Origin of the sequence: Pseudoalteromonas sp. T1lg24 (assembly GCF_002964745.1) — a bacterium.
GTDB lineage: Bacteria > Pseudomonadota > Gammaproteobacteria > Enterobacterales > Alteromonadaceae > Pseudoalteromonas > Pseudoalteromonas spongiae.
Genome location: NZ_PQCB01000006.1, coordinates 75,766 through 100,517, shown reverse-complemented (window position 1 = coordinate 100,517; position 24,752 = coordinate 75,766). Strand labels below are relative to the sequence as shown.

General features: G+C 42.3%; 24 protein-coding genes and 1 pseudogene. 16 read left to right on the top strand and 9 right to left on the bottom strand.

All coding sequences use genetic code 11. From position 1 onward, the window contains the following. The first annotated feature begins 7 nt into the window (after positions 1–7). From ccmA to C2M30_RS03360, 10 genes and pseudogenes are all read left to right on the top strand, one after another. Positions 8–628 (top strand): cytochrome c biogenesis heme-transporting ATPase CcmA, encoded by a 621-nt coding sequence (gene ccmA / locus C2M30_RS03405; RefSeq protein ID WP_105170682.1) that lies wholly within the window; start codon positions 8–10, stop codon positions 626–628. After that, positions 629–1,315: a heme exporter protein CcmB gene (ccmB, locus tag C2M30_RS03400; RefSeq protein WP_010560555.1), complete on the top strand. Its 687-nt coding sequence runs from the start codon at positions 629–631 to the stop codon at positions 1,313–1,315. Positions 1,316–1,317: 2 nt separating this feature from the next. Further along, a pseudogene (locus C2M30_RS03395) lies at positions 1,318–2,068 on the top strand (heme ABC transporter permease). Continuing rightward, positions 2,058–2,270, top strand: coding sequence for a heme exporter protein CcmD (gene ccmD / locus C2M30_RS03390; protein ID WP_105170681.1), 213 nt, complete (start codon positions 2,058–2,060; stop codon positions 2,268–2,270). Before C2M30_RS03395 ends, ccmD begins: the two are co-directional and overlap by 11 nt. Continuing rightward, the gene (gene ccmE / locus C2M30_RS03385) at positions 2,254–2,736 is read left to right on the top strand and encodes a cytochrome c maturation protein CcmE (RefSeq protein ID WP_100913031.1); all 483 of its coding nucleotides are present in this window, start codon (positions 2,254–2,256) and stop codon (positions 2,734–2,736) included. Before ccmD ends, ccmE begins: the two co-directional genes overlap by 17 nt. A 2-nt stretch (positions 2,737–2,738) precedes the next feature. After that, a complete protein-coding gene (locus C2M30_RS03380; RefSeq protein WP_105170680.1) occupies positions 2,739–4,700 on the top strand; it encodes a heme lyase CcmF/NrfE family subunit in 1,962 nt (653 codons plus the stop codon). Then, a complete protein-coding gene (locus tag C2M30_RS03375) occupies positions 4,697–5,266 on the top strand; it encodes a redoxin family protein (RefSeq protein ID WP_105170679.1) in 570 nt (189 codons plus the stop codon). The genes C2M30_RS03380 and C2M30_RS03375 overlap by 4 nt, the downstream gene beginning before the upstream one ends. Further along, positions 5,266–5,724 (top strand): cytochrome c-type biogenesis protein, encoded by a 459-nt coding sequence (locus C2M30_RS03370; protein WP_054978333.1) that lies wholly within the window; start codon positions 5,266–5,268, stop codon positions 5,722–5,724. The genes C2M30_RS03375 and C2M30_RS03370 overlap by 1 nt, the downstream gene beginning before the upstream one ends. Continuing rightward, positions 5,721–6,980 (top strand): c-type cytochrome biogenesis protein CcmI, encoded by a 1,260-nt coding sequence (ccmI, locus tag C2M30_RS03365; RefSeq protein ID WP_105170678.1) that lies wholly within the window; start codon positions 5,721–5,723, stop codon positions 6,978–6,980. The genes C2M30_RS03370 and ccmI overlap by 4 nt, the downstream gene beginning before the upstream one ends. Before the next feature lie 19 nt (positions 6,981–6,999). Next, complete coding sequence (locus C2M30_RS03360; RefSeq protein ID WP_234004675.1) at positions 7,000–7,764, top strand: MlaA family lipoprotein; 765 nt, start codon at positions 7,000–7,002, stop codon at positions 7,762–7,764. 83 nt (positions 7,765–7,847) lie between these two features. Here the strand turns inward: C2M30_RS03360 and C2M30_RS03355 are convergent, their stop codons facing one another. After that, positions 7,848–9,071, bottom strand: a complete 1,224-nt coding sequence (locus tag C2M30_RS03355; RefSeq protein ID WP_010560546.1) for an EAL and HDOD domain-containing protein — start codon at positions 9,069–9,071, stop codon at positions 7,848–7,850. A gap of 248 nt (positions 9,072–9,319) precedes the next feature. Here C2M30_RS03355 and putP point away from each other — a divergent pair, with 248 nt between their 5' ends. The 3 genes from putP (at position 9,320) to C2M30_RS03340 (ending at position 15,150) form a co-directional block, all read left to right on the top strand. Further along, the gene (putP, locus tag C2M30_RS03350) at positions 9,320–10,804 is read left to right on the top strand and encodes a sodium/proline symporter PutP (RefSeq protein ID WP_105170677.1); all 1,485 of its coding nucleotides are present in this window, start codon (positions 9,320–9,322) and stop codon (positions 10,802–10,804) included. Positions 10,805–10,844: 40 nt separating this feature from the next. Next, entirely contained in the window at positions 10,845–12,449 is a 1,605-nt protein-coding gene (locus tag C2M30_RS03345) for a mechanosensitive ion channel family protein (RefSeq protein WP_105170676.1), read from the top strand. Positions 12,450–12,870: 421 nt separating this feature from the next. Next, positions 12,871–15,150 carry a TonB-dependent receptor gene (locus tag C2M30_RS03340; protein WP_010560543.1) on the top strand — a complete coding sequence of 760 codons (2,280 nt, stop codon included), beginning with the start codon at positions 12,871–12,873 and terminating at the stop codon, positions 15,148–15,150. Positions 15,151–15,284: 134 nt separating this feature from the next. Here the strand turns inward: C2M30_RS03340 and C2M30_RS03335 are convergent, their stop codons facing one another. Next, positions 15,285–16,178 (bottom strand): hypothetical protein, encoded by an 894-nt coding sequence (locus tag C2M30_RS03335; RefSeq protein WP_158683310.1) that lies wholly within the window; start codon positions 16,176–16,178, stop codon positions 15,285–15,287. Positions 16,179–16,735: 557 nt separating this feature from the next. Between C2M30_RS03335 and C2M30_RS03325 the strand changes: the two genes are divergently transcribed. The 3 genes from C2M30_RS03325 to C2M30_RS03315 are packed head-to-tail and all read left to right on the top strand — an operon-like array spanning position 16,736 to position 18,569. Then, the gene (locus tag C2M30_RS03325; protein ID WP_105170673.1) at positions 16,736–17,035 is read left to right on the top strand and encodes a hypothetical protein; all 300 of its coding nucleotides are present in this window, start codon (positions 16,736–16,738) and stop codon (positions 17,033–17,035) included. Between the two features lie 4 nt (positions 17,036–17,039). Next, positions 17,040–17,696: an HAD family hydrolase gene (locus C2M30_RS03320; protein ID WP_105170672.1), complete on the top strand. Its 657-nt coding sequence runs from the start codon at positions 17,040–17,042 to the stop codon at positions 17,694–17,696. Between the two features lie 48 nt (positions 17,697–17,744). Continuing rightward, positions 17,745–18,569: a DNA ligase gene (locus C2M30_RS03315; protein ID WP_105170671.1), complete on the top strand. Its 825-nt coding sequence runs from the start codon at positions 17,745–17,747 to the stop codon at positions 18,567–18,569. Between the two features lies 1 nt (position 18,570). Here C2M30_RS03315 and C2M30_RS03310 read toward each other — a convergent pair whose 3' ends face one another. From C2M30_RS03310 to fahA, 7 genes are all read right to left on the bottom strand, one after another. Next, on the bottom strand, positions 18,571–19,029 hold the full coding sequence (locus C2M30_RS03310; RefSeq protein WP_054978344.1) for a methylglyoxal synthase: 459 nt from the start codon (positions 19,027–19,029) through the stop codon (positions 18,571–18,573). 11 nt (positions 19,030–19,040) lie between these two features. Beyond that, on the bottom strand, positions 19,041–19,676 hold the full coding sequence (locus C2M30_RS03305; protein WP_105170670.1) for a LysE family translocator: 636 nt from the start codon (positions 19,674–19,676) through the stop codon (positions 19,041–19,043). A 12-nt stretch (positions 19,677–19,688) separates the two neighbouring features. Further along, positions 19,689–20,846, bottom strand: a complete 1,158-nt coding sequence (locus tag C2M30_RS03300; RefSeq protein WP_105170669.1) for a multidrug effflux MFS transporter — start codon at positions 20,844–20,846, stop codon at positions 19,689–19,691. 112 nt (positions 20,847–20,958) lie between these two features. After that, positions 20,959–21,606, bottom strand: coding sequence for a peptidylprolyl isomerase (locus tag C2M30_RS03295; protein ID WP_105170668.1), 648 nt, complete (start codon positions 21,604–21,606; stop codon positions 20,959–20,961). Beyond that, complete coding sequence (locus C2M30_RS03290; RefSeq protein ID WP_105170667.1) at positions 21,607–21,996, bottom strand: bactofilin family protein; 390 nt, start codon at positions 21,994–21,996, stop codon at positions 21,607–21,609. After that, on the bottom strand, positions 21,983–23,203 hold the full coding sequence (locus C2M30_RS03285; RefSeq protein WP_105170666.1) for a M23 family metallopeptidase: 1,221 nt from the start codon (positions 23,201–23,203) through the stop codon (positions 21,983–21,985). Before C2M30_RS03285 ends, C2M30_RS03290 begins: the two co-directional genes overlap by 14 nt. 171 nt (positions 23,204–23,374) lie before the next feature. After that, a complete protein-coding gene (gene fahA / locus C2M30_RS03280) occupies positions 23,375–24,688 on the bottom strand; it encodes a fumarylacetoacetase (protein WP_105170665.1) in 1,314 nt (437 codons plus the stop codon). Between the last annotated feature and the right edge of the window lie 64 nt (positions 24,689–24,752).

The following is a 24,752-nucleotide window of genomic DNA, read 5'->3' as shown; positions in this document are numbered from 1 at the left end:
ATTAAACTTGTTAAAAGTAGATTCAATTTGCTGCATTCGGCAAGATAGATGTTTGTTTGAAGATCTCTCTTTTGAATTACATCAAGGGCAAATTGTCCAGTTAGAAGGGCAAAATGGTGCGGGTAAAACCTCGCTACTACGTATTCTAGCGGGATTTGTGCGTGCTGAATCGGGCAAGGTTTTGTGGCAAGGTCAAGACATTGCCAAAGATAATCTGCAATTTGCAAGTGATACGCTTTATATTGGTCACAAAACTGGGGTAAATGGTCAATTAACTGCAGTTGAAAATCTTGCCTTCTGGCTTGAAACCCATGGTTTAGAAACACAGCAAGATTTACATGATGTATTAGCGCAACTTGGATTAGTAGGCCTTGAAGATGTGCCAGTACGTTTACTCTCGGCTGGGCAACAACGTCGTGTTGCACTGGCGCGCCTTTGGCTTAATAAAGCAAGGCTCTGGATGCTCGACGAACCTTTCACTGCGGTGGATAAAAAAGGCGTAGTGCTATTGCAGCAGCAATTCAAAAAACATTTAGCACAAGGTGGCGCGATTATTTTAACTAGCCACCAAGACCTAACAGAACATTTCCCCGAACTGTCGCGCTTAGTATTGGAGTACCGTTTTTAAATGAAAACTCACGATTCTTACTGGCGCTTATTTTCAAGTATTTATAAAAAAGACCTCACGTTGGCATTTCGTCAGCGCTCAGAAATTATCAATCCTGTTTTATTTTTTATCATTGTGATTACTTTATTTCCGTTAGGGGTTGGTCCTGAGCCTAATCTATTAGCGCGCATGGCTCCAGGAATCATTTGGGTAGCTGCATTGCTCTCTACCATGTTAGGTTTAGATAAAATGTTCCGCGATGATTACGTGGATGGTACGTTAGAGCAAATGATGTTGAGTCCATTTCCAACATCATTGACTGTGTTAGCTAAGGTTACTGCACATTGGACGGTTACGGGGTTACCTTTGGTGCTAATGACCCCCATGTTCGCCTTATTACTTAATTTAGAAAGCGAAGCGTTAACGGCGACCTTGTTAACGCTACTGATTGGTACGCCGTTGTTAAGCCTAATCGGGGCGATAGGTGCGGCGTTAACTGTGGGATTACAAAAAGGCGGCGTACTGCTTAGCTTGTTGGTATTGCCTTTGTATATTCCGGTACTAATTTTTGCGACATCTGCGATCGACGCAGGCTCTATGTCGCTTGACTACTCGGGTCAACTAGCCATATTAGGGGCGCTGCTTGCTGGTGCAAGTGTTTTAGCGCCATTTGCCGTTTCATCATCTTTAAAAGTGAGTGTAAGTTAGTTATGTGGAAGTGGTTACATCCATATGCGAAAGCAGAAAAAGCGTATCAAGTATGCAATACCTTGATGCCGTACTTTGCCGTCGTTGCCGTGATTGGTTTGATTGTGGGTTGGACTTGGGGGTCTTGCGTATGCGCCAGCTGACTATCAACAAAAAGACAGTTATCGAATTATCTTTATTCATGTTCCTTCCGCCATATTGTCAATGGGGGCTTACACCTCAATGGCAATTACCGCATTTATTGCCATGGTGTGGCAGATCCGAAATGCTGAATTGGCCGTAATTGCTATTGCACCAGTGGGTGCAGCAGTCGCAGCAATTGCATTAATCACAGGTGCTGCATGGGGTAAACCTATGTGGGGTACTTGGTGGGTATGGGATGCGCGCTTAACCACTATGCTGATTTTATTGTTTTTGTATGTTGGTGTGATTGCGCTTTATCACGCTTTTGAAGATAAAGGTGCGGCGGGTCGTGCATCATGTATCTTAGCCATGGTTGGTGTGGTTAATGTGCCTATTATTCATTACTCAGTAGAGTGGTGGAACACTTTGCACCAAGGTTCAACCATTACAAAGTTTGATGGTTCAGCAATTGATAGCAGCATGCTATATCCATTGCTTATTAATATTTTGGCATTTGCATGTTTAATGGCTGTTATCGTGCTAATGCGTTTAAAGAATGAAATTTTAGAAAGAGAAAAGCACCGCCCCTGGGTGCGTAATTTAGTGAGTGGAGGTAAAAATGCAGTTTAACTCGCTTTCAGAATTTTTCGCTATGGGTGGCTATGGCTTTTATGTCTGGCTCTCATATGGGGCATGTGCAGTGATTTTATTAGGTATTTTTATATCAAGTAAGCGCACTCACGGCAAAATTTTAGAAGATGTAAAATCGCAAATTGCGCGCGAAGCACGTATTAAAAAGGCGAGGAGCAGGGGCTGTGAATCCAAGACGTAAGAAACGAATGTTTACCATTATTGCGGTGCTTTTGGGTATTGGCTCGGCAATAGGCCTAACGCTCTACGCGTTGCAAGAAAACATCAATTTATTTTATACCCCATCAGAGCTAATTGAGGGTAAAGGGCCAAATAAAGAAAAACCATTTATCGGTCAAAAGCTACGCATTGGCGGTATGGTTGTGCCGGGTTCAGTAGTGCGTAACGAAGAATCGTTAGATGTCGAATTTAAACTGATTGATACCGGTCCTTTAGTAACGATCCGCTATCACGGTATTCTTCCAGACTTATTCCGTGAGGGTCAAGGTATTGTGGCACAGGGCGTGCTAATTGAGCCTAATGTAATTGAAGCGTTTGAAGTACTGGCTAAGCACGATGAAGAATATATGCCGGCTGATGTTGCTGAAGCAGTTAAGGGCATTAAACACGAAAAACCAAAATATAACCTAAATAACGGCGGTTACTAATTATGATTGCTGAATTAGGCTATTTATCGTTAACGCTGGCGTTAGCGTTTTCGATATTACTCAGTGTGTATCCTATGTATGGTGCTGTAAAAGGCAACTTACGCTTAATGCAAAGCGCACCATCGTTTGCCTTAGCACAGTTTATTTTTACTGCTATTTCCTTCGCTATTTTAATTTACGTTACCTTAATTGATGACTTTACAGTGGCATATGTCGCAAGTCACAGCAGTACTAAGTTGCCTTGGTATTACAAAGTTACCTCTACTTGGGGTGGTCACGAAGGTGCTGTATTGCTTTGGGTGCTTATGCAAACAGGCTGGACTGCCATTGTGGCATTTGCCTCTAAATCATTGCCGTGGCAATTGCGCGCGCGCGTACTGTCGATTTTAGGCTTCCTTGGCCTTGGTTTTATTCTCTATACGCTTCTGATGTCGAGTCCATTTGAGCGTTTATTACCTTACTACCCAATTGAAGGTCATGATTTAAATCCATTGTTACAAGATCCAGGCATGATTATTCACCCGCCATTACTGTATATGGGTTATGTAGGTTTATCGGTGTCGTTCGCATTTGCGATTGCAGCGCTTTTAATGGGTAAGTTAGATAATACCTGGGCAAAATGGTCACGTCCTTGGACTATGGCTGCGTGGTTGTTCTTAACACTTGGTATTACGATTGGTTCTTGGTGGGCCTATGCCGAGCTTGGCTGGGGCGGTTGGTGGTTCTGGGATCCAGTTGAAAATGCATCACTAATGCCATGGCTTGTAGCAACTGCACTTATCCACTCACTTGCGGTAACTGAAAAACGTGGCGTGTTTAAGTCGTGGACGGTATTACTCGCGATTGCAGCGTTCTCGTTAACACTGCTTGGCACCTTTATTGTGCGCTCGGGTATTATTGTATCGGTACACGCCTTTACCACTGATCCAGGTCGTGGTTCGTTTATTCTGTCGTTTCTTGCCATTGTTGTAGGCGGTAGTTTACTACTTTATGCATTAAGAGCAGGCACGGTCGAATCTACTTCTCGTTATAAGTTTTTCTCTCGTGAGGTAGCGCTGTGGCTCAACAACTTATTACTGTGTGTAGCAATGCTAATTGTACTGCTTGGCACGTTATTGCCTATGGTGCACAAAGAACTTGGAATGGGCACAATTTCAATTGGTGTCCCTTTCTTTAATCAAATGTTCTTCTACTTGTTAATGCCGTTCTCACTACTATTAGGCTTAGGGCCTATGTTGCGCTGGAAACAAAATAAGTTTTCTCATGTAATGAAAAAACTGGTTGGCGCACTCGTTGTGACAGCTGTCGTTACTTTTGCATGGCTTTATTCAAGTTATGAAAATGTGTCGACTACCACCTTGGTTGGTGTTTTCTTTGCCCTTTGGGTTTGTTTAACAGTGGCGATTGATTTGTTTGAAAAGTTAAGCAAAGAAGGCATGTCACTGACAAAATTGGGTAACAGTTTTTGGGCGATGCATACTGCTCACTTAGGCTTTGCGTTTGTGGTACTCGGTGTCACGCTAACGTCAGCTTACTCGGTAGAGAAACAAGTAAAAGTTAACCCTGGTGAGCAAGTTCAACTTAATGATTACAGCTATCGCTTTGACGGTGTAAAAGCCATTGTTGGCCCTAATTATAAAGGTCATGCTGGCGTTGTAACTGTCTTTAAAGATAACCAAAAAGTAACCGAGCTTTACGCCGAAAAACGTCAATACGATGTAGGCATGCAAGTGATGACTGAAGCGGCCATCGATGCCAAGTTAAGTCGTGATTTATACCTTGCGTTAGGTGAGCAGCTTAGTAACGGCGCTTGGGCACTGCGTATTTATGAAAAACCGTTTGTGCGCTGGATGTGGCTTGGCGGCATTTTAATGTCGCTTGCTGGCGTATTTATGATGCTTGATAAGCGCTATCGTCGTAAAACGGCGGCATCTAAGGCAACCATTAAAGGGGCGATTGCATGAAAAACAAAACTTTAATGTTAGTGCCGTTTATTATTTTTGCTGTGCTGTGTGTTTTTTTACTGAAAGGTTTATTTGGTAATCCAAAGGAAATTGAAACTGGGCGTATAGGTCACACTATGCCAACGTTCAGTTTGCCGGATCTAATGGATGAGAATAAGCGCTGGAGCGATAAAGATTTACTTGGCGAAGTGTACTTATTAAATGTGTGGGGGACTTGGTGCCCAACGTGTTTAATTGAATTACCTTATCTGACTAAATTGCGCGGACAAGGCATAAAAATTATCGGTTTGTATTACGAGCAAAACTATGACCCAGACTTCGGTGATGTGTTTGATTTACCTGCATTGCAAAGTGAAGTGAAGGGTATGTTGGCGCGCACAGGTGACCCTTATCAATTTAACATTCTCGATCTTAATCGCACACTGGCGTTAGATTTAGGTGTTTCGGGTGCGCCAGAGCACTTCCTAGTAGATAAAAACGGTAAGATAATTTTACATCACACCGGTGATATTAATGAACGAGTATGGCGTGCCAAGTTTGCACCTAAGTTATTAGAGCTCCAGTAATGAAGAATTTTTTAATGGTTTTATTAACGGTATTTGCTGCGCAGCTATTTGCCGCCGAGAACCAATATCAATTTAATAGCGCAGAAGAAGAGCAATTATTTCGCCAATTAACGGCTGAATTACGTTGCCCAAAATGTCAAAACCAAAATATTGCAGACTCTGATGCAGTGGTTGCCAAAGACTTACGTGATAAAGTGCTTCAGTTAGTACAAGAGGGTAATACTAAAGATCAAGTAGTTGACTATATGATTGATCGCTATGGCTATTTTGTTCACTACAAGCCGCCAGTGACACCGTTAACACTGCTTCTTTGGGTGTTACCACTTGGCTTTGTGTTGCTTGGTTTTGTGCTAATTCTTTTTAAGCAGAAGAAACAAGCGCAAAGTCGTTCAACGTGGACGGATGCAGATGAGCAAAAACTGTCAAAACTGATTGCCAAGTATAAGGAAGTAGCATGATCACGTCATTTTATATCTATGCTGCGGCGTTAATTGTATTTGGTTTATTGTTCGTCGTTTTTCCATTTATTCGTAAAGAAAAAGCGGTAAAAACGAGCCCTAATGCAAACGCACTTCGTATTTCAGATTATGAGTCGCGTCTTGATGAATTAAAACAAGAAGTTGATACCGGTAAACTGAGTGACGATGCCTATAACACTGCGGTAATTGAGCAAAAGCAAGCTTTATTACAAGAGCTTGCGCCTGAGCAACAATTAAGCCAGCGCGGTAACCGTTCGGTTATTGCGCTCACGGCAAGTATGTTTACGCTAACATTCTGCGCCGTGTTTTATTTAATGACAGGCAGCTTTAACTTACTTACTCAGTGGCAGCAAGCGAAAGATAACTTACCAGAGCTCGGTAAGCGTGCGGTATTGCAGCAGGGCGAACCTTTGTCTAATAATGAGATGCAACAGCTGGCGTTAGGTCTGCGCACTAAATTAGCCGAGCAGGGCGATGACGAGATGGCTTGGTTGTTACTTGGCCGTATTATGCTTATGCTAAATGATTTTGAAGCAGCAAATATGTCGTTTGATAAAGCGCTTGCGATGAACCCAAAAAGCGTAAATGCGCTAGTTAGTAAGGCACAAGTGCTGATGCTAGAAGGTTCAGAAAGTTCGATGAATCAAGCAGCGAAGGCGGTTTCTCAAGTCTTAAAGTTAGAACCAAGCAATACTGACGCACTCTCAATGCTCGCATTAATTGCTTATGAGCGTGGTGATTGGCAACAGTCACTGGCTGCGTTTGAGCTTATTCTGGGACGCATGTCGACAACTAACCCGAGCTACGCAATGTTGTCAGCGCGCGTTGAAGAGTTAAAAGCGAAAGTTGCTGAGCAATCTAACACTTCTAAACAAAATTCACTTGGACAAGGGCGTTCAGTCGCGGTAAATATTACGTTATCAGATGAACTGAAAGACAAATTACCGCGTGATGGTGTGTTATTTGTATTTGCAAAAGCCGAAAGCGGTCCACCAATGCCGTTAGCTGTTGTGAAAAAATCACAATGGCAATTACCGCTGCAAGTAACGTTATCAGAAAGTGACGCGATGGTTGCGGGCATGAGCTTTGCTGAGTTTAAACGCGTTAAAGTGGTAGCGCGTGTGAGTAATGACGATAAAGTTGATACGCAAGCTGGCGAACTTGAAGGGCAGACCAAAGGTTTTGATATCGAGCAAGTCAATCAAGTTGAATTAACAATTGATACATTACTTTAAGTTTTAATAGGGATACTGAGTGCTTAATCAAAAAATCCAGTCTGTGTTTAGCCTGTTTGCGGCAGTTATTGTACTGCTGCTAGCGGGTTGCGCACAGGTGCCACCAGAAAAAGACGATCCACGAGATCCGTTGCAATCGATGAACCGTCCGATTTATGACTTTAATATGGATGTGTTGGATGCGTACGTATTGCGCCCAGCTGCGGTAGGTTACAGCAAGGTAACGCCTCAGCCTGTGCGTAATGGTTTAGTTAATGCAACGAATAATCTCGATGCGCCGATTGATGCAACAAACTCGTTGCTGCAGGGCAAAGTTTCAAATTCGGGCGTTAGTGTTGCACGCTTTTTAGTGAACTCGACTGTGGGTATTTTTGGTATTTTTGATGTTGCCTCAGAGATCGGTTTGGTTGAAGAGCCGGAAGACTTTGGTCAAACACTTGGTGTTTGGGGAGCAGGCGACGGACCTTATTTAATGTTTCCTGCTTACGGGCCAAGTACGGCGAGAAATATCTCTGGTGATGTGATGGATGCGTTTGTATTGCCAAGTATCTCGCTTGGTACACCAGCCACAATTGGTAAGTGGGTGATCAAAGTATTAGAGGCGCGTGCATCGCTTATTCCGCAAGAGGCATTGCTGAACGAATCACTCGATCCATATTTGTTTATGAAAGATATTTATCTTCAGCGTCAGCTTTACGAACTGCATGATGGTAATCCACCGTTACCAAAAGTCGAAAAGACCGAAGAAGAAACTGCGAATGACGATTTCTTCGAGAATTTGTAAAGTGCTAAGTTGTTTCGCTTAAGATATAAAAAAACCGACTTAATTGTCGGTTTTTTTATGTGCAAAATAGATTGTCTCTGAGCTTAGTTACTCATTGCTTCCATTTGTAAATTAGCCCACTGCAATGCATCGTGGTAAGCAGTTGGAATATCATCTGCATTTAAGTTCAGTTTGGTTTGAATCTCATTGGCTTCTTGCCACTTTGCTTGTTCATACGCTTCAACCAAACCAAGGTAGTCTGCTAAACGGCCTTCACGCTTTAGAATGGCAAGTTTAATCTCTTCAGAAAGCGGTAGCTTTTCTAAAATGGCGTCCATGGACTGATCTAAAATACCGTCGATAAGCGACAACATGCCAGTTAAAAACGCTTTAGATGATTCTTGGAACTGACCTGATTGTTCAGATAATTGCTCAGCGAACTTCGCGCGTGTTAAGCAAAGGCGCATTAGTTCAGGTGGCTTATCTGAAGCAACTTGCGCTGTGAACAGCACTGATAAGAAACGTTTTAGCTCTTCTACACCCAGTACAACCAACGCTTGTTTAATGGTGCTGATTTCTGCGCGACGCTTAAATGCCGCTGAATTTGAATAACGTAATAACTTGTACGATAAGTTAACATCACGCTCAAATACTTCGGTTACTTTCTTTAAGTCCATATCTGGGCTTGATGTTTGGTAAAGAAGCTCAGCCAATGTCATTTCGTTTGGCGCTAGCGCACGGCTTTGTACCACTTCTGGTTTAGCAAAGAAGAATCCTTGGAAGTAATCAAATCCAAGTTCCATTGCTTTTTCAAATTGCTCAGGGGTTTCTACTTTTTCTGCGAGAAATTTGATGCTTGGGAAGTCTTTGGTTTGAGCAATGATTTCTTGTATTTGCTCAAGCGAGGTGTCGAGCCAGTCAATTTTGATAATATCGACGAAAGGGTAGAAGTGACGCCATACAGGGGCATGTTTGTAGTCGTCTAACGCAATCGTATAGCCCATTTCTTTGAGTTCTTTTACGGCGGCTAATAGGCGTTTACCCGGTTGTACGGTTTCAAGTATTTCAACAACCACTTCTTTTGTCTCAAGGGTTTTTGCATACCCTTTAAGTAGCGTCTCAAGAGTGAAATTGATAAACGCAGGCTTATCGCCTGTCATATCCTCTAAACCAAGGCTTAATTGGCTACCTTCAATTAAACGTGATGTTGCTTCGTCTTCGTTTATATTAGGAAATACATTTTCTAAACTGTCTCTGAAAAGTAGTTCGTAGCCAATTAGCTTCTTTTCTCGGTTTAGAATAGGCTGTCTCGCTGCATAAAAATACATAAAAGCAGAGGTCCTGTATGTTGTCTTTAGAATTTTTTATGACTTGAATATAGGATAATTGAGTGTGCATTTCACCTGTTTTTGGTTATTTTTTCCTAGGTGAACAAATTTGACGCACTATCAGTTGCATTAATCGCAAGAAATAAACAAATCAAAGTAATGTTTTGATATAGTGAAATATTATGACAGCTCGCATTTGATGTGAAAATGCGAATAAAGTACTAAGTTTAGTACCTAGGAGAGATAACTTGGAATTCGGCACAATTTTTTCGTTAGCCTTATATTTTATCGTGATGTTAGGCATTGGTTTTTATGCCTATAAAAAGTCAACGAGTGACGTATCAGGCTATATGCTCGGCGGTAGGAATTTAAGCCCAAGTGTAACGGCATTATCGGCGGGCGCATCCGATATGAGTGGCTGGATGCTAATGGGTCTGCCAGGTGCAATGTACTTGTCGGGACTCAGTAGCGCATGGATTGGCATTGGTTTGATTATTGGTGCGTATCTTAACTATCTGATTGTTGCACCGCGTTTGCGTAGTTATACCGAATTGGCAAATGACTCAATTACGCTTCCTGATTTTTTCGAAAACCGATTTAACGATGATAAGCGCGTGCTACGCGTTATTTCATCAATTGTAATTATTGTATTTTTTACACTTTACACCTCATCTGGTGTGGTTGCAGGCGGCAAGCTGTTTGAATCAAGTTTTGGCTTAAGCTATGAGTTAGGTTTGTATGTAACTGCTGGCGTTGTTGTTGTGTACACTTTGTTTGGTGGGTTTTTGGCGGTTAGCCTGACTGACTTTGTACAAGGTTGCATTATGTTTTTAGCCTTAGTGTTAGTGCCGTTTGTGGTATTAAGTGAAGTTGGCGGATTATCTAATGCGGTGGCAACGGTAGAACAAATTAACCCAAGTTTACTCAGTTTTGCGTCGGGTGTTTCTGTACTGGGTGTTATTTCTGCGATGGCATGGGGCTTAGGTTATTTTGGACAACCACATATTATTGTGCGCTTTATGGCCATTCGCTCAGTTAAAGATTTACCGACTGCGCGTCGTATTGGCATGAGTTGGATGATTGTGTCGCTTATCGGTGCATTAGCGACAGGGTTTGTTGGTGTTGTGTATGTCAATCAAACGGGTACTGAATTGAAAGATGCTGAGACCATCTTTATTTTATTATCGCAAGTGTTGTTTCACCCATTAATTGCAGGCTTTTTATTAGCGGCAATCCTAGCTGCGATTATGAGTACGATTTCATCACAGCTGTTGGTAACGTCTAGCTCGCTTACAGAAGACATTTACAAAGCGTTCTTTAATCAACAAGCGTCACAAAAGACGTTAGTAACGGTAGGCCGTATTTCAGTGCTTGCAGTCGCGCTACTTGCCATCTTCCTCGCTTATGACCGTGACAGTTCAATTTTAAGTTTAGTAAGTAATGCTTGGGCTGGCTTTGGTGCCGCGTTTGGTCCGGTTGTTATACTGAGTTTGTATTGGTCGCGTATGACTAAGCAGGGCGCGCTTGCGGGTATTATTTCGGGTGCGGTGACAGTACTACTGTGGATTTATTTACCAATTAGTGTAAATGGTGATAGCTTAAGTAGCTTAATGTACGAAATCGTACCTGGCTTTATTATTGCTACTTTGGCGATTGTGATTGTCAGTCGTCTTACTGACGAACCAAGTGACGAACAAGTAGCTTTATTTAATAAGGCAAAAAGCCACAGTTAATCGCTAAAATAAACTCAAATGTGAATAGGGAATGTAGCATATGAAACACACAATCTGGCACAGTTTGCTTTTGAGTTTATTCCTGTTTTTCGGCGTTGCGTTAGCGCAGCCGAAAAACGAAGTAACCGTTAAAGATTTGCTTGAACAAGAAAACGTTGAGCAAACTCATTCACAAGACAAGTCACTTAATACCTTTATCGGCTGGGATATGCTCGGTCGCGAAACACCACGCAGCAGCATGCAAGGGTTTTTAACCGCCGCACGTCAATCAGATTATGAGCAGGCTGCTAATTACCTCGATTTTCGCAATCTGCCATTTAAGGTAGAAGAGACACATAAAGCTGAAATCGCCCGCCAATTACATGTCAGTTTAGACCGTGCGCTGTGGGTTGATATTGATGGCTTGTCGAACGATCCATTGGGCACCTTGCCTGAAAATGTACCTGACTATCGCGATTTAGTTGGCACCATAGATACGCCCGAAGGCAAAGTTGCTGTGTTGCTGCAACGAGTTCCGTTTAACGATAATCGAATTTGGAAAATCTCTAATGCCACAGTGGCAAAAACCCCGTTGCTCGATAAGTACTACGGCTACAGTGAGTTAGGTGAATGGCTATCGATGAATTTGCCAAGTTATCGCTTTATGGGGGTGATGTTATGGCAATGGCTTTATTTTTCGGTAACCTTGCTGCTTTATGTGGTGCTTGCCTCAGTGGGCTTTTGGCTTTTAATCCGTGTTACCCGTTTTGCCAATCTTAAAGTCGCTAATTATATACAGTTTCTTTATGGCCCATTAAGCTTTTTGACTGCCACGATTCTAGCGCGCAATTACGCAGATACCTCGAATGTAACTTTTGCGGTAAAAGCCGTTGCTGAAGCGTCGACATTGTCTATTTTTGCGTGGTTGTGGTTTTTATGGCGCATTGCCGATTTGTTCAAACAAAAGTATTCAGAAAAACTGATTGCCGAGGGAAAAGATCATGCAACCTACTTACTAAGACCTGCAGGCAATGTCGTTAAGTCATTATTGGTGATTGCAGCTGCTTTAATTTGGCTTGAGAATTTAGGCTTCAGTGCCACTACCATTATGGCTGGTTTAGGAATTGGCGGTTTGGCTGTTGCACTTGCGGCGCAAAAGTCGGTCGAGAACTTAATTGGGGCGATCACTCTCTATTCATCAACGCCCGTTAAAGTGGGGAACTTATGCCGTATTGGCCAGTTTATTGGCACAGTTGAAGAGATTGGCTTACGCGCCACTCGCGTGCGCACTATCGAACGTACAGTGGTGTACATTGCCAACGCTAAGTTTATTGATATGGAAATTGAAAACTTTTCGGAACGTGAAAAGATGGCATTTCGCCCTAAGTTATTGCTTGCGATGCCAGAGTCAAACAGCCAGTTGGAGCAGTTTAATGTGGCGCTAAAGGCCTTGTTAGATAACCACGAGTTGATAGATGAAAATCCGTGTCGTGTTTATTTTAAAGGGTTTAGCCCGTTTGCCGTTGAATTGTACGTGCTGTCGTATATTGCTACCACAAACTTCGAAACCTACTTGCAAGTTAGTGATGAAATTCACTTTCAAATTATGGCATTGTTGCATCAACATCAACTTACTTTGGCATCACCGGAGTTACTCTCAGCATAGAAATGTAAATTTCATGTAACTTCTGTGCGGCCATTTGTCCTTTCTTTAAATGTACTTTTTTAGAGTATTTTGCAAAAAATGCTGCTAAAAGATGCAAAAAAGTGCATTTAAACTATATTTCATATTCGATCTGTTGAAACTTTTCAAGGATATATGTCCTTTTTAAACGGTGGCAATTTGTATTATTTTTGCCGCAAATGGATACGGGTGTAAACAACATGTTAACCGAAAGGCTGGCTGTTGCGGCGATGTTCAACCCGCAGTATTAAGTACTCGTATTGATGGGTCCGCGTTAAACACGTGTAAAGTTGAACTTCGCTATTCACTTTAAAAGGATACAAGCATGATTATGACTGTCTCAAGACAACTGAGTTCAGCTAATCAAACGTTTTATTTTGAGTGCACAAGGTTTTAAACCACCATGAAATATCTACAAAAGTCAAAGCTAGCTAAATTAATTCAAGGCTCGTTATTCTCATCATTAGTTTTATCAGGTGCTGCGGTTGCACAGGGTGAAGAAGCAGGCGCTGAATCTGCACAATTAGAAGTGATTCAAGTAACTGCTCGTAAACGTGTTGAGAACGCGCAAGAAGTGCCTGTTGCGGTTTCTGCGCTGCAAGGCGATAACCTAGACGCATACAGTTCTGCTGGTATGGATATCCGTTTTATGAACGCGAAAATCCCAAGCTTATCAGTTGAATCTTCTTTTGGTCGTACTTTCCCACGTTTTTACGTGCGCGGTTTAGGTAACACCGATTTCGATCTGAATGCATCACAGCCAGTATCGTTAGTGGTAGACGACGTTGTACAAGAAAGCCCAATTTTAAAAGGTTTTCCGGTATTTGATGTTGAGCGTGTAGAAGTACTTCGTGGTCCTCAAGGTACACTATTCGGCCGTAACACGCCTGCAGGTCTTGTAAAGTTTGACTCAGTTAAGCCGTCGCAAGAATTTGAAGGTTACGGTGCATTATCTTACAGCACATTTAATTCAGTAGATTTTGAAGGTGCTGTAGGCGGTGGTTTAACCGATAACCTTTCAGCTCGTGTTTCAGTGCTTAAGCAAACGCGCGATGATTATATTGATAACCGTGCGCCAAATAACTTCATCAATGATGTAACCGGTGGTTACGATGAGCAAGCGGCACGTATTCAATTTTTATATGAAGCAGGTGATTTCACTGCGTTACTAAATTACCACACGCGTGATTTAGATGGTAAGCCAATTGTTTTCCATGCAAATGCAATTGAAAAAGGCACAAACAAGCCTGTTGCAGGTTTTGATCCTGAAGTGATTTACCAAGACTCAGTACAATTTGCTACACAGCAAGTTGAGTCACAAGGTTCAAGCCTTAAACTAGAGTATGATTTTGAAGATCACACGCTAACGTCAATCACTGGTTGGGAAAGCGCTGAGATTTACTCACGTGCAGACGTTGATGGTGGTTATGGTTGTGGTAACGACTTTGTATTCGGTTGTCCAACACCTGAAATGGGCCCAGGCTTCATTTTCCTTGCATCAGAAAGTGCTGACGCAATCCCATCACACGACCAGATTTCACAAGAAATTCGTTTAGCAAGTAACTTTGCTGGTGATTTTAATTACCAAGTGGGTGCGTACTACTACAACGAAGAACAAACAATTGAAACCTTTGGTTTTGATGGTTTAGGTGGCGACTTTAACTGGGGTTATGTATTCCAAGAGCAAGATACAACGGCTTGGGCTGTATTTGCTTCAGCAGATTACCACGTTTCAGATAAGTTAAAAGTGAGCGGTGGTCTTCGTTATTCAGATGACAAGCGTGATTTTAGAGCGGTACGTCTTGTAACTCCGGGTGATTTCAACAATATCGACCTAGAAAAATCTGCTAATCCAGAAGATTCACACGTGTCATGGGACTTGAGTGCTGCTTATAAGCTTACTGATGATGTAAACCTATTCGCACGTGCAGCAAACAGCTTCCGCGCACCAAGTGTTCAAGGTCGTATCTTATTTGGTGACGAAGTAACTGTAGCTGACTCTGAAACTATCAACTCAATTGAGTTTGGTGTTAAATCAGATGTATTAGATGGCCGTGGCCGTGTAAACGCGACAACGTATTACTTCCAGATGGATGATCAGCAAGTAACTGCAGTAGGTGGTTCTGCAAACTTTAACCGTTTACTTAATGCTGATAAAACAGTTGGTTACGGTTTAGAGTTAGATTCAGAGTGGATTTTAACTGATGAGCTATTCGCGACATTCAACATCAGCTACAACAAAACTGAATTACAAGACAACTCACTGTTCTTGCAAGGCTGCTTTAACTGTACAATTACAGACCCATTTGTTGAAGGTAAAGGCTATAGCTTAGACGGCAACAGCTTACCGCATTCACCAGAGTGGATTTCTAACTTCACACTACGCTACAGCAAAGAAATTGGCGACGGTGAGTTCTTCGCATACACTGATTGGTCTTACCGCAGTGCAATTGACTTCTTCTTATATGAGTCTGTTGAATTTGAAGGCGAAGCATTACTTGAAGGCGGTATTCGCTCAGGTTACCTGTGGGAAGCTGGCGACAATGAATACGAAGTATCTGCATTTGTTAGAAATATTACTGATGAGCAAGTATTCATAGGTGGTGTAGATTTCTCAAACAATGCTGCTATGGTAAACCAACCTCGTATTATGGGTGTTGAGTTTAAGGTGTCATTTTTCTAAACACCTATTTATTTAGATTTCATAGCAAAAAGCCCATCAATTGATGGGCTTTTTTTCGTTTAGCGATTGTTTAATACGTGGTTTCTTAAATATATCTTGTTAAGAAAACAATACGCTTACACTTGCAGAATGGCCTACGGTGATTGTATTTGGTAATAGGGTGCATCCGATGCATTTAGTATTTTCCAGTCTGAAGTGAGAGGGTGATTAATGCCCACCGCCAAATAAGCGCTAGTTATTTTATTTTCGCGATGAAGTTGCTCAAGCCCTTTATTTAATGAGTCTGCAATATGTTGATAATTAGGAAATTGAGTTGATATTGCGAAATGACGGCTATCCCACAATACCGCTTTTACATTTGGAATAGGCGTTAACTGCTCAAAGCTTAAATCATCATCATTTATGCGAAAATGCAGCAAGGTAAAATCGGCAATTTCACTTTTAACAAGGCGCTTCATATTTGGAAATGATTCGATATGTGCCAGCTTGATAGGGTTTAACTGATTAATTGCCTGCCAGTCAGCGCTCCAAAAGCGATTTGAGATTGCGGTTAAGCGCGCTATGTCCTCTTTATTTTGCGCCTTTAATGCGCGCTCGTTATTTACTGACGTATATAAGCCAACATCGTATTCACCATTGCGAATAACTGCTTGGCTCGAGAGCAATGTATTGGGGTGATTTGTAATATCAGAAAGCCATAGCGTGTCGGCACTCAATGCGTATTTTCCGCTTTTGAGCAGTTCGATATTACGGCCATATACCGAATTGTCAAAATATACTAAACGACACTGGCAGTTGCCTAAGTGCAATGCTTGGTTGAGCAGAATAACATCAACTAAATCGCGCCCCTGCGGTAACTTTGAAAAATCTGAAATAGTCAGAATATCGGTCTGTTTACTTAAGCGTTGTAAGTGTAGTTTGACGTCTTCAGCGATTAAAACGGGTACATCAATAAGTTCTGTTGATTTAGCGATAGATTGAACACTAAACAAGAATATCAGCAATATAACTACTTTTTGCAACCACATACTTTCTACACTAAATTGCTTATTTATTCACTATACAAACAGTTTACGCATATTTATGCAAGCTTTAAGCAGTTGGATGCTGCGAACTTTATGCTTATTTCGTTAGTTGTATCGCGTTTTATTTATTTTGGGCGACCAAACGAGGGTCTGTTGACCTTTCAAGTTCGTTTTTGCAGCAGTTTGATTGGGTTTTATACAAGGCAGAGGCTGCGTGGCATAGTTATTCTATGTGAGTCAGCCGATAACACAGTAGAAAACCCAATCAAGCACTGCCGAACGGTTCTTTTGAGCGCACTTTTCTCATTGTTGCTCGATATTCGCTTAGATAGCTAGGCCACACATCGAGCGCCGCGATAAAAGTACGCTCAAACAGAACAAAAATAGAACAGCAAAGATCAACAGACCCTAGATTAATTCAGCTTTACAAGCGAAACATTTCGTTTGCTTCATATAAGGTTAAATAGAGGCCTGCATAAATAGCTGTTGCAGCACATTAGCTATCCATATCTGAGGTGAAATATGCTACAGTCAGCGCGCGTTAACTAGAGGAAAATATTATGTCTGCATTTTGGAATTATCGCGTTATTGAGTGCCCAAGTGATGAAGGTACACTGTTTCAAGTACATGTTGTTGAATACAATATTAATGGTAAAGCAGTTAATTGGTCTGAAACGGCTGAAGGTTCGTTTGGTACAAGCTTAACGGGCTTAGCAGAAGATATTGAGCGTCAAAAACAGGCGTTAGAAAAGCCTGTGCTCACCGTAAAGCGCTTAGCACGTGGTTATGAATTGGTAGAAGTGGAAAGTGGCGACGTGGCAAGTTCGCCAGTGCCAGAGTCACTGCAAGAGCAAGGCTAAGCCAATGTCGTTAAGTGCAATTTATTTTGACTTAGATGGTACATTGGTTGATTCCGAACATTTGCATGCCGTTAGTTGGAACAAGGTACTTGCGATGTTTGATTTACATTTTAGTGAGACTGAGTTTTGCCAGCAGTTTGCTGGTAAACCAACGCTTGAAGCGGCAAAAGTGCTTGTTGAAGAGCACCAGCTGGGTTTATCCGCATCGGCATTAGCAAAGAAGAAACACATTGTATTCGCTGAGATATCTAAATTGCATTTACCCGCATTATTACCGGGTGCAAAAGCGTTGCTAGCGTGGTGCCGTGAGCAGGGACTAAAGGTTGCGTTAGTGACCGGGAGTGCAAAAGAAGAAGCGCATTCTATTTTGACAGGACATGATCTTGCAAAGTACTTTGATGTGATTTTCACACGTGATGATGTTGAACAGCCAAAACCACATCCAGAGCCTTATTTAAGGGCAATCGCGCATTTTTCATTAACAGCAAGTTCAGGGCTTGCGGTTGAAGATACCGTAACCGGCTCTAGCAGTGCCAAATCGGCTGAACTATACACTGTTGTAGTGCCTAATAAATACAGCCTAAGCGCTGACTTTTCACACGCGGATAGTCGCTGTTCATCGTTACTTGATGTTCAGGCACTTATTGCCAGCAAACTTTAAATTTTAAAGTACACTTTAAAGAGCCGTTGAATTTTCAAGGAGGAAATGATGGCTCTTAAAATTTCTCTATTCTTAATCTTCTCACTTGTTACATCTGCTGCTTACTGTGTCGAAGTGCAGCTTGCCAAATCTTATCAACAACAGCCCATTAAAAATTACCTAGTGAGCGAAAAGCTTGATGGCGTGCGTGCCATATGGAAAAACAACCAGCTTGTGACGCGAAATGGTAACGTTATTCATGCGCCAACTTGGTTTACTGAAGATTGGCCGAGTGAGTGGCTTGATGGTGAATTGTGGAGCCGCCATGGTGATTTTGAGTTTATTGCCAGCACGGTACTCGATATCAAGGCAAATCATCAAGCGTGGCGTAAAATAAGGTTTTATGTATTTGATATGCCGAATCACAGCCAAGCATTTCACCAGCGCTACTTGAATTACAAAACATTGATAGAAGCAACGCCTTCTAACTATTTGGCGGCAATTGAACAGCGTAAATTTACTACTTATCAGGAGTTGGATGCCTACTATCAAGCCTTAATAAATCAAGGCGCCGAAGGCATTATGCTGCATGCAAAAGGTGCTCAGTTTAGCGATGGCCGCAGTGATAATTTACTTAAGCTTAAGCCGTATCAAGATGCTGAAGCAAAGGTAGTGGGTTACAGTCCGGGTAAAGGAAAATACCATGGGTTAGTTGGCGCATTGATTGTTGAGCTGCCAAGTGGCCAACAAATCAAACTGGGCAGTGGCTTGTCAGATGTTATGAGAAACACACCGCCCGAGATAGGGTCAATGGTGACATATCGTTACAATGGCTTGACGAAATACGGCAAGCCTCGTTTTGCACGGTTTCTGCGTGTTAGGCGCTCTGAGTGATTTAATCGAGGCGATCGGCCAAATAATTATGGTAGTCAGGAATTGTGCGATGTATTTGTTGTGACATCAGCTCGCTGGCAATTAGCATATCAGCTGTTGCTTCATTACAGGCAACGGGAATATTCCACACCGCAGCAAGTCGCAATAATGCTTTTACGTCAGGGTCGTGAGGCTGTGAAGCAAGAGGATCCCAAAAGAAAATCAGTAGGTTGACTTCATGCTCGGCGATTTTAGCACCAAGTTGTTGATCGCCGCCCATAGGACCGCTTAAAAGCTTTTCAACCGCCAGCCCAGTGGTTTTTTCAATTAAGTGGCCAGTAGTACCTGTACCGTATAAATTGTGCTGACTGAGTACATCTTGGTGTTTTTGACACCACAGAGTTAGCGCTGATTTTTTACCATCGTGGGCAACAAGCGCAATGCTTTTTTTGGCAGGGATCGCAGTGGTAATTTGTTCCATGTTTTCACACTTTAAAATACTTCGAACACCAAGCGTAACCCCAATACAACAAAAATACTACCGGCAATGCGATCAATCCATTGCTGCGCGCTTGGGTGATGTTTAAAGTAACCTGCAATCTTGTTCCCGCTTTTTACGTACAACACATCAATAGGGAAAGCCAAAATTGGGTAAAGTAAGCCAAAAATCAGCAACTGTAACCATACCGGTGTGCTTAGCGAACCGTCGGCGAATTGTGGAATAAAGGCTAAAAAGAAGAGCGCAACTTTTGGGTTAAAAATCTCTGTAAGCATAGCTTGTACGAAGATGTTTTTTTCTTTTTTATTTGTAAGCTCACAATGAATAACTTCTGGTTTTCGTAAGCTATCAATAATGCTGGTGACACCTAAATAAACAAGGTAAAGCGCACCTATTATCAGCACTGTTTGATACGCTATTTGAGATGTTTTTAAAATAACACTGAGGCCAGCAACCGCTAATATTGTGTGTATTACACCCGCGGTGGCAAAGCCAAATGCTGTTTGCATGCCCGCGGCTTTGCCCTTAGCAAATGTTTGCGCCATTAAAAACGCATTTGACGGCCCCGGAGACACCGCTAGTAAAAAGCTTAAGGTGATAAATGACAGCAGCGATTCAAAGTTAATCATTAATTGATGTCTCTAGTTGTACGATGGTTTTGCCGCGCTTTGATGGCGTTTTAGCGTTAGTAAAAAAGGCAGCACACTGAGTAAGTGCAGCGCAATAATAAATGGAATCGCAAGCGGTAGGTATTGGGTTAAGCTGACGATTAACCCCGCGCCACTCATTTGCATCATGCCAAGTAAGGCTGAGGCTTTGCCTGCTTGCTTTTTAAAAGGCCCTAGCGCGTTACCTGCAGCCGCGCCCATAGCGAATGAATAGCCCATGGAACCGACAAAAATAGCAGCCATAAAACTACTTATATTGGCAAGCGTAAATTGAAATAGTAAAACCAAACACGCAGCGCTAACCATCAACAATAAACCACATAACAAGGCGAGTGATGTAGAGCGCTTGATTAGTTGCGGTGCCGTGAAACTGGCGATAATACTCACTGTGGCATTGATGCTAAACCAGAGCGTGAATTCTTGCTCGGTTAGCCCTTGTTGATTAATTAAGTAGTTAGGGGCCTGTGCGACAAATGCCAAAATAGCACCCATTGCCAGCATGCAAATGGTGGCATTAAACAAAAACGTTCGGTGTGAAATTATCTGCCAATAAGACAGTTTTTCTTCAGTTTGTTGCTGAGTTGCAATAGCAGGGCGTTTAGGAATCGCAACCAACAACACGATAAATCCGATAGCGGCAAATCCGGCTAAAAAGTAAAAGTTACTTTGCCAGCCAAATTGCAAGGTTAGCCAAGCGCCTAAAATAGGGGCTAATGCAGGAATAAAGCACACTATACCATTTAAGTATGAAATTACTTGGGCACTTTTGTTGGCATTGTAATTGTCGCGTACTAACGCAAATGTGCTAACAAATGTTGCTGCGGCACCAATGCCTTGAATGATACGGGCGATAATTAGCAAGGTGACGGTATCGGAAAACGCCGCGAGTACTGAGCCAATAAAGTAAGCAAAAACGCCAAATATCGCTATTTTTTGGCGGCCAAAACGGTCGCTTAACGGGCCAAGTAAGAGCTGTCCAAAGCCCACACATAACATGTAAACGGTAATGCTTGATTGAATATTGGTAATTGACGTATCGAGTTGGTCAGCCATCTGAGGCATGGCTGGTAGGTAAAGGTCGATTGCCATTGGGCAAAAGATAACAAGCAGAACGAGGGCGAGTTTTAGCATAATCTCACTACAATTATCAGGGGCGGTGAATTGTATACGTTATGCTTAGAAGATCCAAGCCTTAAGCGTTAGCTCAAGGCTTGTGGTTAGCGCTTGGTTACTAAATGATTTGTTATTCAGTAATAATATGCGCTGATTGGATAATCAGTTGTTGTTTTGGCTTACCAAAGCGTGTCGCGTTTTCGTTAAACAGATCTAACACTGCCTCATCGCTAACTAGCTTGCCAAATACGGTATGTTTACCATCTAGGTGCGGGGTTGCGCGAAAGGTAATAAAAAACTGGCTACCGTCGGTATTTGGACCGGCATTGGCCATACTCAATAGGCCTTTTTGATCATGCGATACTAAAGGTTCAAATTCACCGCCGTAACGATACCCTGGGAAACCTTGCCCATTGCCAAGTGGGTCGCCACCTTGCGCCATAAAATCTGTAATAACACGGTGGAACGTCAGTGAATCGTAAAAGCCAAGCTTGGTTAAATAAATCGTACTTGAGGCATGCATCGGCGCTGTTTTATGAAACAGTTCAAATTTCATTTCGCCTAAACTTGTTTTAAGTACCCAGTAGTAGGTTGTGTCTGGTGCAAATTCAAGTTTTGGCGGCAGCGTTAGTTTAGTGCGCCATTTCTCGTCTTGCTTATCGACTTTTTGTTCGCTAATAAATTGCTCAACTTGCTTTACAGCAGGATCTTGAAACCAACATGCAGATAAAATAGCGGCTGATGTAAGCGCGAGTAGGGTATTACGTAATAAAGTCATTTAGGCTGTCTTCTTTTCTTTTTTCGGTTCTTTTTCTTCAGTATTTGTTACTACAGGCTTTGCTGCTTGTGTCATAGAGCCTTGAATTGAAGCGCCTTCTTGAATGCTAATCGTGTCGTGAAAAATATCGCCAACTACACTTGCCGACTGCTCTAGTACTACTTTTTTAGCCTTAATAGTACCTTTAACAGTGCCTTTTACGATTACTTCTTGCGCGTTAATATCGCCTTCTACACGACCGTCATTGCCGATAGTTAGGCTTTGTACATTCACTTCGCCAATGATGCAGCCTTCTAACTGAATTGTACCTGAGTTGTTAATTGTCCCGGAGATTTCAACGTCTGATGAGATAATAGAAGGAAACGAATTTTTTTTCTTATTGGAGAACATTCTCAAATGCCTTAGTTAATTTTAACGGGTTAATATGTTTTTCATTGTGTAAAATTTCATAATGTAAATGGGTGCCTGTACTGCGTCCTGAGTTACCCATTAACCCGATAACTTGGTCCTTTTGTACTTCTTGTCCACGCTTTACGTTAATTTTAGCTAAATGCCCGTAGCGTGTTACGAATCCATTCTTATGTTCAATTTCGATAAATTTACCATAGCCGCCATTGCGACCTGCACGTTTTACTGTGCCATGTGCTGGGGCAAAAATTTCAGTTTTGTGCCAGCCAGCTAAATCAACGCCGCGGTGCATTGCTCTGCGCTTGGTAACAGGGTCGGTACGTAGGCCATAGCTACTTGAAACATAAAATGCTTTAGCCGGCAAACTGGTCGGTAGTAATTCAAGATTACCGCTTAGCTGATTAAGTACTACGATTTTATCTAATAGCGCTTGCTGATCTTTACTCAGTACAGACGCATCAACCGCATTAAATGGACCACCTTGAGCTGTTTCATCTAACTCTTTGTTAATTAAGGTTGTGTGGTCAACTCCAGCTTTTTCCAACGCTTTTAATAGGCTCTCAGTACGGCCATCGACAACTTGAGCAAGGGTAGTAAACTGAGTATCAAGCAATTGGTTTTCACGCGCGATGTCATTTTCAATGGTTTCTTCGCTAGTGCTGTCATCTTGTGTGTCAGATTCACCTTCACTTTCAGCCTTAGGCTCAGGTTTGCTATCTTGTTTTTTATCTTGCGCTTTTTTTGTAACGTCAGCGTCTTCTGGCTTTGTTTCGGTGTCAGATGTTTTCGCTTGTTGCTCTGTTTGAACAGGAGCATTTTCTTTTTGCGTGGCGTCTTGTTGCGCCTGAAATTCTTCTTGCTGTGCTTCAGGTAATGACTCAAGCATATTGGTCATTAGTTGTGATTTTTCATCAATTTGAGAAATGCGACTTGAAAGTTCGCTGTGTTTTTCACGATAGGATAGGTGTAGCGCATCGAGTTCAGATTGTTTTTGCTCAATGACTTGCTGTTGTTCGGTGATCACGCCATTTAGTTCAACGTATTGATAGCTACCCGCACCAGCAATAATGCACACAGCAAGACCCACGAAAAATAGCATTACTTGCAGCCAACTTGGCAAAGTAAGGTATTTTACGTCACCGTTTTGGCGGATCAGTAACTGTTTATCTGGAAAAAGTGCTTTTAACATTATGAAAACCGACGTAGTTAAATATACTGCCTTTGATTATTATTAATTAGCAGGCAAGTTAACCGGTACAAGATACCAACATACTGCAAAAAATCCAGAAAAATTTTTGAAATACGACTTAAGAGGGAGTATTAGGTGGCAATTTGCTTGCCACCTAAAAAGGGCAGGAGGTTACTTGGCAGGTAATACCGTGCCTTCAACGCGGCCAAAGCCAATGCGGTTAAAGCCGTCGGCTTCACACCAACCACGCATAATCACTTTATCGCCATCTTCCAAGAACTTACGCTCTTCGCCATTGTTAAGTTTAATGCTTTCTTTACCACCACGAGATAGTTCAAGCATTGAACCTGCTTCTTCATGTTCAGGGCCTGACTGAGTACCTGAACCTAGCATGTCGCCTGGAATAAAGTTACAGCCGTTTACCGTGTGGTGTGTCACCATTTGCGCTACTGTCCAGTAACTGTGTTTGAAGCTCGACTCAGAAAGCTTGCTTGGTGCAGCGCCGTCAGCACGCATTTTTTCAGATTCAAGTAACACATCCATCTGAATATCGAATGCGCCTGCTTCACGGTTGTGTGAAGACTCTAGGTAATCAAGCGGCTGTGGATCGTTTTCATCACGGTGCCACTGTGTACGGTAAGGCGCTAATGCTTCAGTAGTGACAATCCAAGGCGATACAGTCGATGCGAAGTTTTTCGCAAGGAATGGCCCTAGTGGCTGATATTCCCACGCTTGTAAGTCACGTGCCGACCAGTCATTAAATAAACAGAAACCAAATACATGATCTTCTGCATCTTGAATGCTAATTGCATCGCCTAACTCGTTGCCTTTACCAAGGTAGATACCTAGCTCAAGCTCATAGTCCATACGTTTTGCAGGACCAAATGACGGTACGTCTGCATCAGGCGCTTTTGTTTGGCCTTTTGGACGAGGGAAGCTTTGACCTGATACGCCAATTGATGATGCGCGGCCGTGATAACCGATTGGTACCCATTTGTAGTTAGGCAAAAGCGGGTTATCAGGGCGGAATAAGCTACCTACGGCTGTTGCGTGGTAAATTGATGTGTAGAAATCGGTGTAGTCGCCAATATGACATGGAAGTGCATATTCAACGTCATCTTGCGCTACCAGTGCAGATTCAAGAGCACTTTGCTGCTCAGAGCCTTCACGTAGTGCTTTTGAAAGCGCTAAACGTAGAGCAGACCAATATGCCTTACCCATGCCCATAAATTCGTTGAGTGCAGGGGCGTTAGCTGCTTCTACAGCTTCTTGAGCAATGCCTGAGAAAATGCCCGCATTTGCAACTACGGCTAAATCTAATACTTGGTCACCGATTGCGACACCACCGCGAAATTCTTCTGACGATCCTTTACGACGGAAAGAAGCAAATGGCAGGTTTTGAATTGGGAAGTCATTGCCAGCAACGTTTGCGCTGCTTACCCAGCTTTTTAAATTAATATCGTGCGTTTCATTGATAAAAGACATGGTCTTTCCTTTTGCTTTTATTGGCTTAGGCTAAATATGGCGATTGAATTAATAAATTCAAGTT